Below are 12,084 nucleotides of genomic sequence, written 5' to 3' on the forward strand. Positions count from 1 at the left end.
GTGGGGGGCTTCAACCCCTGTGGGGTTCTGTTCCTACGGGGGTCGGCCCCGGACCGCCCGACCGGTCCGGGGCCGACCGTCACCCGACGGGGTCAGGCGCTCTTGACGGCCGCGAAGCGGTCCGACACGTCCTGCCAGTTGACGACGTCCCACAGGCGGGTGACGTAGTCCGGGCGGACGTTGCGGTACTGCAGGTAGTAGGCGTGCTCCCAGGCGTCGAAGGCCAGCAGCGGAGTGGTGTTCTGGCCGACGTTGCCGTGGTGGTCGTAGACCTGCTCGACGATCAGGCGCTGCCCGAGCGGCTCCCAGGACAGGATGCCCCAGCCGGAGCCCTGGACGCCGGTGGTGGCGTTGGTGAGCTGCTTCTTGAAGGCCTCGAAGCTGCCGAAGTGCTCGGTGATGGCGTCGGCCAGCTCGCCCTCGGGGCGCTCGCCGCCCTCGGGCGAGAGGTTCTGCCAGAACAGCGAGTGCAGCACGTGGCCCGACAGGTGGAAGGCGAAGGTCTTCTGCAGGCCGACCAGGCCGCCGAACTGCTCCTTGTCGCGGGCCTCGGCCAGCTGGTCGAGGGTGTCGTTGGCGCCCTTGACGTACGCGGCGTGGTGCTTGGAGTGGTGCAGCTCCAGGATCTCGGCCGACATCGCCCGCTCCAGCGCGGAGTAGTCGTACGGGAGGTCGGGAAGCGTGTAGGTGCCCATCAGGACACGGCCCCTTTCGGCGGGTTGCACCGCGTTTGACGGCGGTGGAGGTGTGATCGTGCCGGGACAACACTATTGCGTATGAGTTGCAAGAACGAAGCATGGGCTCCTGCTTATTCCTCACATCCCGTCGGGCACAATGGTCGTCGTTCCGTGTAATGACCGACAAAGGTGAGTGACTGTGACAGGGTCACCGGTGGTGCTGGGCATCGAGTCCTCCTGCGACGAGACCGGCGCGGGCCTGGTGCGCGACGGCGTGCTGCTCGGACAGGCGGTGGCCTCGTCGATGGACGAGCACGCCCGCTACGGCGGGGTGGTGCCGGAGATCGCCGCCCGGGCGCACGTGCACGCGATGGCGCCGGTGGTCCGGGAGGCGCTGGACCGGGCCGGACTCGCCCTGGCGGACGTCGGCGCGGTCGCGGTGACCGCCGGCCCCGGACTGGCCGGGGCGCTCCAGGTGGGCGTGGCCGCCGCCAAGGGGTACGCCTTCTCGCTGGGCGTCCCGCTGTACGGCGTGCACCACCTCGCCGGGCACGTCGCCGCCGCCACCCTGGACGGCGGGCCGCTGCCCGACCCCTGCGTGGTGCTCATCGTCTCGGGCGGCCACACCTCGCTGCTGCTGGTGCGCGACCTGGCCCGGGACCCGATCGTCCACCTCGGCGACACCCTGGACGACGCGGCCGGAGAGTGCTTCGACAAGGTCGCCCGGATCCTGGGGCTCCCCTACCCGGGCGGTCCGGCGATCGACCGCGCGGCGCGCGAGGGCGATCCGACGGCCGTCCGGCTGCCGCGCCCGCTGACCGGGCCGCATGACGACCCGTACGCGTTCTCCTTCTCCGGCCTGAAGACCGCGGCCGCCCGCTGGGTGGAGGCGCAGCGCGAGCCCCGGGTGCCGGACGCGGCGGCCGCGCTGCAGGAGGCGATCGCGGACGTGCTGACCCGCAAGGCGGTGCGGGCCTGCCTGGACCACGGGATCGGCACCCTGGTGGTGGTCGGCGGGGTCGCGGCCAACTCCCGGGTGCGGGCGCTGGCCGAGCGGCGGTGCGCGGCGGCGGGGATCGCGCTGCGGGTGCCGCCGCTGCGGCTGTGCACCGACAACGGCGCGATGGTGGCGGCGGTCGGGGACCTGCTGGTCCGCGCGGGTGCGGAGCCGGCCCCGGCGGACCTGTCGGTGGATCCCTCGGCGCCGCTGGAGTTCGCGGCGCTCACGCCCCGGGCGCTCGCGCGGGCCTGACAACCCCGCATACCCGACAGCCACACAGACCGCTCGCCCGCGCGAACCTGACAACGTTTCGGTCTCGCCGACCGGCAATCCGCTCCCGGCCCTTCCCTCCGCGTTCTCCGTTGTGCCATTTTACATGTCACACGGCAAGGCCCGTGCGCCCCACGCAGCACGGCAGCCCCCACCCCCAACGGCCCGGAGGCCCCCACAGATGCGTCCCTCCTCGATGGCGAAGGACGCCGCGCGCAGGCTCCCCGCGCTCGGCACCGCGCTCCTCCTCTCGCTCGGCCTGTTCGCGCCGGCCGCCCAGGCCGCCGGCACCCCCGGCGCCGCACCGGCCGGGAGCCCGGCCACCTCGGCTGCCTCGGCGACCTCGGCGACCTCGGCCGGGAAGGCCGCGCCGCGCACCATCCCCGTGCCCAAGTCGCCCGACACCCCGCAGGACGACCGGCCGCTCGCCTCGGACCCGCAGGCCAAGGCGACCGCCCCGACGGCGGGCAGCACCGTCGGCGCCGCCAAGTCGGCCCGGTCGCTCTCGGCCGCCGCCTGCGACGTCTCCGCCTTCACCGGCAAGTCCGGTGCCGCGCTGGTCCAGCAGGTCAAGTCGGCCGGGCTCGACTGCGTCAACACGCTGTTCCAGCTCACCGGCAACGATGCCAAGGGCGCCTTCAACGAGGCCCAGATGGTCACCGTCGCCAACGCCCTGCGCGACACCGCCGCCACCTACCCCGGCGACAACTCCACCTCGGCCGGGAACCTGGTGCTCTTCCTGCGGGCCGGCTACTACGTCCAGTGGTACAACAAGGACGCCGTCGGCCCGTACGGCGACAGCCTCAAGACCGCCATCCGCGGCGCGCTGGACTCCTTCTTCGCGGCCCCGCGCACCAGGGACGTCAGCGACGCCAACGGCAACACGCTCGGCGAGGCCGTCACCCTGATCGACAGCGCCCAGGAGAACGCCCGGTACACCGGCGTCGTCAAGCGGCTGCTGAACGACTACACCGGCAGCTGGCCCGCCGCGATGACCACCGCCGTGGCCAACACCGAGACCGTCATCGAGCGCGGCTTCGACCTGCCGGAGTTCGTCTCCGCCCTCCAGGCCGACCCCACCTTCGCCACCACCGCGTCGTCCTTCGTCACCCGCAACAGCGGCCTGATCAACGGCGGCGACCTGGTCACCAGGATCGGCATCCAGCTGGGCAACCTGGTCGCCCACGAGGAGCTGCGCCCCCAGGGGCGGCCGATCCTCAAGGACCTGATCAACCGCTACCCGCTGGTCGGCAACACCGGTCCGCTCACCATGAACCTGCTCTGGTTCACGGAGAAGAAGGACGAGGGCAACTGCTCCCTCTACGGCACCTGTGACGTCCCGGCCAAGCTGGTCCCGCTGGTGCTCACCGTCGACCACACCTGCAACGCCAACCTGCGCATCCGCGCCCAGGACATGACCGCGCAGCAGCTCGCCGACACCTGCACCAGCCTGATCAACCAGGACGCGTTCTTCCACAAGATCGTGAAGGACAACGGCCCGGTCGCCAACGACAACAACACCAACCTCGAGGTCGTCGTCTTCGACGACTACTACAACTACAGCCTGTACGCCTGGGAGATGTACAAGATCGAGGTCGACAACGGCGGCATGTACGAGGAGGGCGACCCGGCCAAGGCCGGCAACCAGGCCCGCTTCATCGCCCACGAGGCCTCCTGGCTGCGCCCCCAGTTCCAGATCTGGAACCTCAACCACGAGTACACCCACTACCTCGACGGCCGCTACGACATGTACGGCGACTTCAATGCCGGCATGACCACCCCGACCATCTGGTGGGTCGAGGGCCTCGCCGAGTACGTCTCCTACAGCTACCGCGGCGAGCACTACGACGCCGCCGTCGCCCAGGCCGGCCAGGGCACCTACGCGCTGAGCACCCTGTTCGACACGACCTACGAGAACTCGAACTCCACCCGGACCTACAACTGGGGCTACCTGGCGGTCCGTTACATGCTCCAGTCGCACCCGGACGACGTCACCGCGCTGCTCGCCAAGTACCGCGCCGGTGACTGGAACGGCGCCCGCACCCTCCTGAAGACCACCATCGGCACCAAGTACGACGCCGACTTCGCCACCTGGCTCAAGGCCTGCGCCGCCGACAACTGCGGCTCGCTGCCCACCACCCAGGCCCCCCTGTGCACTGCCGCCGACGCCCGGCAGTTCGACAAGAACTGCCGCCGCGACAACGTCGCCGCCACCACCGGGAACTACAGCTACAGCTTCCTGAACCTGCCGGCCGGTGTGAAGCAGCTGACCATCACCACGAGCGGCGGCACCGGCAACGCCGACCTGTACTACAACAGCGGCTCCTGGGCCACCACCGGCTCGTACCAGGCCAAGTCGACCACCAGCGGCAACAGCGAGACCCTGACCATCACCAACCCGCCGGCCGGTTACGTCTTCTTCAGCCTCTACGCCCAGCAGGGCTTCGGCGGCGTGACCGTCACCACGACCTACAACTGATCACGTGCTCGACACCTGACCGACCGCGCCGTACCCGTCGTACGCGCAGCAGGGCCCCGCGGCTTCGCGGGGCCCTTTCGCGTTCCCACTCCGCGCCCCACCTTGATTTCCACGGGTTATAACGATTCGACCATCGAATAGACCGCTAACAACACGCAGAGATCGCATAATCCTCTGCCGAAGGGGTGTCCGAGCGGCGATCTTTCGGTTAGGGTCCATGACAGATGAACCCGTTCGGCACCCGGCAACGGAATGCCGAATAACTCGGACGGCCCGGGTGCGGCATTCTCGCCGCACCCGTATTCACCGGAATGGAGACAGCCATGAAGATGATCAAGACGCTCGTCAAGAAGTTCAAGAAGAACGAGGACCTCGCGAACCACGCGTGGGTGCTGCACGTCATCTGACGTGGTCGGCCGTCGGCGGGAGCGAGGGTCGGCCACGTCTCCCGCCGGCGCCGCGGCGCGTCCGGAATTCCCCGCGCGCCGCACCGAACGCACTTCCCAGGCATTTCCCGGGCATTTCGCATTGGAGGCCGAATTCCCATGGAAGAAATGGCGACGGCCACCACGCGCAGCCGTACCGTCGTGTTCGCCCCGACGATTCGGGACCTGCTGGCCAGGGACGAGAAGGTCTTCCGGATCGACCCGGCCAAGGTCGGCGTCTCGGACTCCCGACTGATGGCCGAAATCGTCGCGGCCCGCCCCGTGCTTTCCACCGAGCGATCGGTCTACAAACCCGCCGCGGGCGCCGAAATCCCCCACGACAGCGCGACCCGGACGATCCGGGCGCTGGGCCAGGACGCCGTGGCGGGCAGCCGCAAGCCGCCGCCCCCGGCCCGCGGGATGGCCGGCGCCTGGCCCTACGCGGGCACCTCCTACCTGCGCCGCTGGCTGTTCTCCGGCGACCCGCTGCCCGTCTCGCTGCTGTCGAAGCGCGGCGTGACCCGCTCCGACACCCTCTCCCGGCTCGTCGACCGCGCCGCCACCCGCTGGCCCGGCTCCGCCGAGCAGGACGGGCGCACCGCACTGGCCGGGCTGATCCGCGACGCCGACGACCCGCTGGACCGCCGGCAGGCCGTCGCGATGTACCGGCGGGCGACGGCCACCCTGTGCGACGGCGTGGCCGCGCTGACCGGCAACGCCCTCTGGCTGATGGGCCCGGAACGGGACCGGCCGGAGCAGCGCGCCGACCTCACCGCCATCCTCTGGGAGACGCTGCGGCTACTCCCACCGGCGTGGATGCTGTACCGCAACGGCGGCGCGGCGTACACCGCCCTGCACCCCGAGATCCGCCCCGAGGACGACGTCGCGCTCTTCCCGCTGCTGATGCACCGCCACCCCGACTACTGGCCCGACCCGCTGGAGTTCCGCCCCGAACGCTGGGGCGGCGTCACGGACCCGGAGAAGGCGCCCGCGTTCATGCCCTTCGGCTTCGACGGCGCCCGCTGCTGGGCCAAGCACCTGATCGTGCCGCTGGCCGAGCGGCTGCTGACCGTTGCCCTGGACAACCGGCTCACCGTCCGCGGCCCGCAGCAGGAGGCGCAGGTGCCGCTGCGCTCCCTGCTCTCCGTACGGTTCGAGGCGCAGGTCGGGGCCTGACGCCCGGCTCGTAGAGGACCCCTGGGGCCCCGCGCTCCCGCGCCCCGGAACACCCCTGACACCACGGGACACACCATGGAATCGCCCACGCTGGCCGACTGGGTCGGCGACGTCCGGAGCTTCGCCGAGCGCCAGTGGCAGCGCGAGCCCGCGCTCTTCCCCCGGGAGAACCCGGCGGCCCCGAAGGCCCCGAACGCCCCGGACGCCCCGGCGGCACCGGTGGGTCCCGCGGCCCCCGCCTCGCCGTTCGACCTCGACGAACTGGACGCCGCCTTCGACGGCGGGCTGCTGCGCACGCCCTACCTGGAGATGGTCCGCTCCGACAAGGTCACCATCCCGCCCGAGGCCTTCACCACCTCCCGCGTGGTCAACGGCGTCACCCACCACGGCTTCGCCGACCGGGCGCGGGTCCTCGCCCAGTTGCGCCGCGGGGCGACCCTGCTGCTGCGCTGCGTCGACCAGTGGCACCGCCCGACCGGCGACCTGGTGGCCCGACTCTCCGAGGACCTCGACCGGCGGATAGAGGCCTTCTTCTTCGTCACCCCGGCCGGCGGACAGGGCCTCGCGGTGCACCGCGACGACGCCGACGTGTTCGTCCTCCAGGCCGCCGGCCGCAAGACCTGGTACGTCCACGACGCGCCGACCGCGGCCGACTGGCGGCTCGGCGAACTGCCGGACGACGAGCGCTCCCCACTGCGGCTGCACGGCGTCCTCGAACCCGGCGGCGTGCTCTACGTCCCGCGCGGCTTCGCCCACCGGGCGGTCGGCGCCGGCGGCCTCTCCGCCCACCTGTCGCTGACCGTCCGCGACCTCTCCGTCCAGGACCTGCGCGCCGCCCTGGAACGGCAGTTGGCCGAGGGCCTCGACCTCCCGGCCCGCCCGCTCGGCGAGGCCGCGATCACGGACGCCTGCGCCACCCTGCTCGACCACGCCCGGGCCCGGCTCGCCGCGCTCGGTCCCGAGGACCTCCTGCGCGCCGCCCGCGCCGCCCGGTCGGTCCGGTCCGACCGGACCGACCAACCCGACCGGGGCGGCCCGCCGATCGCACCGGCGCCGCCGGAGACCCTCGCCGAGGCGGCCCGGTCCTGGGAGTCCGGTGCGCCCGCCGCCGGACGCACCGGACCGTCCTCCCTCGGCCGCACCTGGCGCAAGCTGCGCGACGCGGCCCGCACGGGGGCCTGACGGGCAAACGGGCGGGGCCGGGTGAACAACCACCCGGCCCCGCCCGTCGGCCGTCACTCGGCCCGCAGCGCGTCCACCGTGCGCGCTCGCGCCGCCCGTACGGCCGCTCGCCGCCCGGGTGGGACTGTCCGAGGCGACGGTGAAGACGCACGTGGCCCGGATCCTCGGCGAGCTGGGCCTGCGGGACCGGGCCCAGGTGGTGGTCGCGGCGTACGAGACCGGGCTGGTGAGCGTGGGCTCGTCAGAGGTCCGATGAGGAGTCCGGGTCAGGAGTCCCCGTAGCGACGGCAAGGACCCGTGACGACGGCGGGAGCCCGGGGCAACGGCGGGAGCCCGGGGGTGGCGCCCCTGGGCTCCCGCCGTCGCCGTCAGTCGACCGGCATCACGCGAGGTCGAAGCGGTCCGCGTTCATGACCTTGACCCAGGCCGCGACGAAGTCCTCGACGAACTTCTCCTTGGCGTCGTCGGCCGCGTACACCTCGGCGATGGCCCGCAGTTCGGCGTTGGAGCCGAACACCAGGTCGGCGCGGGTGCCGGTCCACCGCACCCGGCCCGACTCGTCCCGACCCTCGAAGGTGTGCGCGTCCTCCGAGGTGGCCTTCCAACTGGTGCCCAGGTCCAGCAGGTTGACGAAGAAGTCGTTCGTCAGCACGCCCGGGGTGGAGGTGAGCACGCCGTGCGTGGACTTGCCGTGGTTGGCGCCCAGCACGCGCAGGCCGCCGACCAGCACGGTCATTTCGGGTGCGCTGACGCCCAGCAGGTTGGCCTTGTCGAGCAGCAGGTACTCGGCCGGCAGCCGGTTGCCCTTGCCGACCCAGTTGCGGAAGCCGTCCGCCTTGGGCTCCAGCGCGGCGAAGGACTCGGTGTCGGTGAGCTCCTGCGTCGCGTCCACCCGCCCGGGCGCGAACGGCACCTCGACGGCCAGGCCGGCCGCCTTGGCGGCCTGCTCGACGCCGACGCCGCCGGCCAGCACCACCAGGTCCGCGAGCGAGACCTGCTTGTCGCCGGCCTGCGCGTTGAACTCCTGCCGGACGCCTTCGAGGGCGCGCAGCACGGTGGCGAGCCGGTCGGGCTCGTTGACCTCCCAGCCGGCCTGCGGCTGGAGCCGGATGCGGCCGCCGTTGGCGCCGCCGCGCTTGTCGCTGGAGCGGAAGGAGGAGGCGGCGGCCCAGGCGGTGGAGACCAGCTCGGACACCGACAGGCCCGTGGCGGCGATCCGCCGCTTGAGGTCGGCGACGTCGGCCTCACCGATCTGCCGGTAGGTGGCCTCCGGCAGCGGGTCCTGCCAGAGCAGGTGCTCGGCCGGGACCTCCGGGCCGAGGTAGCGGACCACCGGGCCCATGTCGCGGTGGGTCAGCTTGAACCAGGCGCGGGCGAAGGCGTCGGCGAACTCCTCCGGGTTCTCCAGGAAGCGCCGGGAGATCGGCTCGTAGACCGGGTCGAAGCGCAGTGAGAGGTCGGTGGTGAGCATGATCGGCACGTGCCGCCTGCTCGGGTCGTGGGCGTCGGGGACGGTGCCCTCGCCGCCGCCGTCCTTGGGCTTCCACTGGTGCGCGCCGGCGGGGCTCTTGGTGAGCTCCCACTCGTAGCCGAACAGCGTCTCGAAGAAGCTGTTGTCCCAGGTGACCGGGGTGGGCGTCCAGGTGCCCTCCAGGCCGCTGGTGATGGCGTCGCCGCCGACGCCGGTGCCGAAGGTGCTCCTCCAGCCGAGGCCCTGCTGCTCGATCGGGGCGTCCTCCGGGGCCGGGCCCACGGAGTCGGCCGGGCCGGCGCCGTGGGTCTTGCCGAAGGTGTGGCCGCCGGCGATCAGCGCGACGGTCTCCTCGTCGTTCATCGCCATCCGGTAGAAGGTCTCGCGGATGTCGCGCGCGGCGGCGATGGGGTCCGGGTTGCCGTTGGGGCCCTCGGGGTTGACGTAGATCAGGCCCATCTGGACGGCGGCCAGCGGGTTCTCCAGCTCGCGGTCGCCGGTGTAGCGCTCGTCGCCGAGCCAGGTGGTCTCGGGGCCCCAGTAGACGTCCTCGTCCGGCTCCCACTCGTCGACCCGGCCGCCGCCGAAGCCGAAGGTCCGGAAGCCCATGCCCTCCAGGGCCACGTTGCCGGACAGCACGATCAGGTCGGCCCAGGACAGGGCGCGTCCGTACTTCTTCTTGACCGGCCACAGCAGGCGGCGGGCCTTGTCCAGGCTGGCGTTGTCCGGCCAGCTGTTCAGCGGGGCGAAGCGCTGCTGGCCGCCGCCGGCGCCACCGCGGCCGTCGCTGATCCGGTAGGTGCCGGCGCTGTGCCAGGCCATCCGGATGATGAAGGGGCCGTAGTAGCCGAAGTCGGCCGGCCACCAGTCCCGCGAGGTGGTGAGGGCCTCCTGGATGTCCCGCTTGACGGCCGGGAGGTCGAGGGTCTTGAAGGCCTCGGCGTAGTCGAAGTCCGCACCGAGCGGATTGGCCACGGCGGGGTTCTTCGCGAGGATCTTCAGATTGAGCCGTTCCGGCCACCACTGGCGGTTCCCGCCGCCCTGGGTGGGGTGCGGCGCCCGCCCGTGGTTCACCGGGCAGCCCTCCGCGTTCGCCTCTACGCCGGTTGCATCGTGGTTGTCAGACATGGGAATCCTTCCCTCACAAGGCGGATCACGGTGTCTTCTCTGCTACCTACGGCACCTACTGCTGCTGTCTGGTCCTGGCGCGTCACGTGCTGCCCCTGCTCGCCGTTGCGCACGGCAGCGACGGGAGTCACGTGCTGCTGCTACCCAGGCTAGCGCCGGAGCCGATCCTACGATGGACGGAATCCAAGTCAAGAAAGACACCAAAGCCATATCCGATCGGGATCCGGAAGGCACCGGATGTGAATTGGTAAACTCCGGTCCTCCCCTTGACCTGAATAGGTGAACCGATATGAGTGACCTGCTGGAGCGACTGCGCGGGCGCGGCTGGCGCCTCACCTCCCAGCGGCGTGTCGTGGCCGAGGTCCTGGACGGCGAGCACGTGCACCTGACCGCCGACGAGGTGCACGCCCGGGCGGCGGAGCGCCTCCCGGAGATCTCCCGGGCGACCGTCTACAACACGCTCGGCGAGCTGGTCGCCCTGGGCGAGGTCGTCGAGGTGGCCACCGACGGGCGCGCCAAGCGGTACGACCCGAACGCGCACCGCCCGCACCAGCACCTGATCTGCACCGGTTGCGGCGCCATCCGCGACGTCCAGCCGCGGGGCAATCCGCTGGCCGACCTGCCGGCCGAGCAGCGCTTCGGGTTCGCCGTGTCGCAGGCGGAGGTCACCTACCGGGGGCTGTGCCCGACCTGCGCGGGCTGATCGCCCCGATGGTCGGCCCGATGGTCGGCCTGATGGTCCGCCCGGACGGTCGGCCCGCCGGCTCTTTCGCGGGCGCCGTGCGGTCGCGTGCCCGGCTCCGTCGGCGGGCGGCAGTGGCTGGTATGTCGTGATGATGGACGTATGCATGCACAGGCGGATCACGAACCGGATGACGCCCGCCACCGGGAGTTCGGGGTCACACCGCTGGGCACCGCGGTGCCCCCCGCGGCCGTCGGACTCCCGCCGCCGTCCGGGCGGACGCTCCCCGGCACGCTGACGGATCCGCCGTTCGTGGGGGCGCGGCGGTCCGCTTCGCCCGCCCGTGTCCGGCCGGTTCCCCGCGGTTCCTCGTTCGACCGGGCGCACCGTCACCGGAGCGCGCGGTGAGGCTCCCGGGCTTCGGCGGGGCCGCTCGGCACCGTGCGACGGAGCCGGACGGGACGGAGCCCCAGGTGCCCGCCCCGCCGGCCTGGATCCGCTGGCTGCCCGCCATCTACGTCGCGGTCATCCTGGCGCTGGAACCGATCACTCCCGTGCAGTGGCCGGTGAGCTTTCTGCTCATCGCCCTGCCCGTCATCGCCGCTTTCGCCCACGGTCCCGCCTTCGTCGGCGCCATCACCGTCTTCGCCTTGGTCTTCGAAGGCGTGCTGGCGGGCACTCCGTGCTGTGCGGGCCGCGCCGTGGGTTATCTGTGGGAGCGCCACTACGTGGCCACCTACTTCTCCACGGCACTGGTCGGGGCGCTGGGCGTCCTTCTGGCCGCCCACCGAATGCGCAGGGAACGCACCCTGGCCACCGTGCGCTCGGTGGCCGAGACGGCGCAGCGCGTGCTGCTGCGTCCGGTTCCCCACCGCCTGGGCCGCGTCAGCATCGAAACCCTGTACGTGTCGGCAGCTGCGGAGGCCCAGATCGGCGGCGACCTCTTCGAGGCGATGAGCACCGCGCACGGTGTGCGCCTGCTGATCGGCGATGTCCGGGGCAAGGGCCTGCTCGCAGTGGAGACGGCCGCGGCGATGCTGGCCGCCTTCCGCGAGGCCGCCTACGACGAGCCCGATCTGCCCGCGGTGGCGCGTCGACTGGAGCGGAGCATGAGCCGCCGGGCCGACCAGCTCCCCGGAAGCGAGGAACGCTTCATCACCACCGTGCTCGCCGAGATTCCCGGCGACGAGCCCGTGGTCCGCATCGTCAACTGCGGTCACCCCCCGCCGCTGCTCATCAACCGGGATAGCGTCAGCGAACTGGCCCCGCGGGATCCGTCGCCGCCTCTCAACCTCGGCGTGCTGCTCGGCGGCGACTACCACGTCGACGTGGAGCCCTTCCGTCCGGGCGACCGGCTGCTGCTGTACACCGACGGCGTGACTGAGACTCGCGACCGGACCGGAGCCTTCTACCCGCTCACCCAGCGTGTCCGCAACTGGACCGCCCTGCCGCCACGCGAGCTCCTGAACCGTCTGCACGAGGATCTGCTCGCATACAGCGGTGCCGCCCTCGACGACGACATCGCCGTGCTTCTCGGCCACCGGCTCCCCGACGACGGCGCTGACGCGGACTGATCACAGGGGCTCCGTCGGGC

Annotated in this window: 8 protein-coding genes and 1 pseudogene; 7 read left to right on the forward strand and 2 right to left on the reverse strand. The window is 71.8% G+C overall.

What is annotated here, in order from left to right; all coding sequences use genetic code 11:
• Positions 1-92: 92 nt before the first annotated feature.
• Complete coding sequence (locus ACWDBB_RS32295) at positions 93-695, reverse strand: superoxide dismutase (RefSeq protein WP_392880054.1); 603 nt, start codon at positions 693-695, stop codon at positions 93-95.
• Between the two features lie 181 nt (positions 696-876).
• Between ACWDBB_RS32295 and tsaD the strand changes: the two genes are divergently transcribed.
• The 5 genes and pseudogenes from tsaD to ACWDBB_RS32320 form a co-directional block, all read left to right on the forward strand.
• The gene (gene tsaD, locus ACWDBB_RS32300) at positions 877-1,929 is read left to right on the forward strand and encodes a tRNA (adenosine(37)-N6)-threonylcarbamoyltransferase complex transferase subunit TsaD (protein WP_449792958.1); all 1,053 of its coding nucleotides are present in this window, start codon (positions 877-879) and stop codon (positions 1,927-1,929) included.
• A gap of 199 nt (positions 1,930-2,128) precedes the next feature.
• The gene (locus tag ACWDBB_RS32305) at positions 2,129-4,426 is read left to right on the forward strand and encodes a collagenase (RefSeq protein ID WP_449792959.1); all 2,298 of its coding nucleotides are present in this window, start codon (positions 2,129-2,131) and stop codon (positions 4,424-4,426) included.
• Positions 4,427-4,980: 554 nt separating this feature from the next.
• Positions 4,981-6,027, forward strand: coding sequence for a cytochrome P450 (locus ACWDBB_RS32310; RefSeq protein ID WP_449792960.1), 1,047 nt, complete (start codon positions 4,981-4,983; stop codon positions 6,025-6,027).
• Between the two features lie 75 nt (positions 6,028-6,102).
• Positions 6,103-7,209, forward strand: a complete 1,107-nt coding sequence (locus ACWDBB_RS32315) for a JmjC domain-containing protein (protein WP_449792961.1) — start codon at positions 6,103-6,105, stop codon at positions 7,207-7,209.
• A gap of 106 nt (positions 7,210-7,315) precedes the next feature.
• A pseudogene (locus tag ACWDBB_RS32320) lies at positions 7,316-7,465 on the forward strand (LuxR C-terminal-related transcriptional regulator); the annotation flags it as partial.
• A 126-nt stretch (positions 7,466-7,591) separates the two neighbouring features.
• Here the strand turns inward: ACWDBB_RS32320 and katG are convergent.
• Positions 7,592-9,808, reverse strand: a complete 2,217-nt coding sequence (katG, locus tag ACWDBB_RS32325) for a catalase/peroxidase HPI (RefSeq protein ID WP_449792962.1) — start codon at positions 9,806-9,808, stop codon at positions 7,592-7,594.
• Between the two features lie 289 nt (positions 9,809-10,097).
• Between katG and ACWDBB_RS32330 the strand changes: the two genes are divergently transcribed.
• Together ACWDBB_RS32330 and ACWDBB_RS32335 are read left to right on the forward strand one after the other, a co-directional pair.
• Positions 10,098-10,511: a Fur family transcriptional regulator gene (locus tag ACWDBB_RS32330; protein WP_449792963.1), complete on the forward strand. Its 414-nt coding sequence runs from the start codon at positions 10,098-10,100 to the stop codon at positions 10,509-10,511.
• Positions 10,512-10,963: 452 nt separating this feature from the next.
• On the forward strand, positions 10,964-12,064 hold the full coding sequence (locus ACWDBB_RS32335) for a PP2C family protein-serine/threonine phosphatase (RefSeq protein ID WP_449792964.1): 1,101 nt from the start codon (positions 10,964-10,966) through the stop codon (positions 12,062-12,064).
• Positions 12,065-12,084 lie beyond the last annotated feature (20 nt).

The sequence above is a fragment of the Kitasatospora sp. NPDC001095 genome (genome assembly GCF_053598615.1).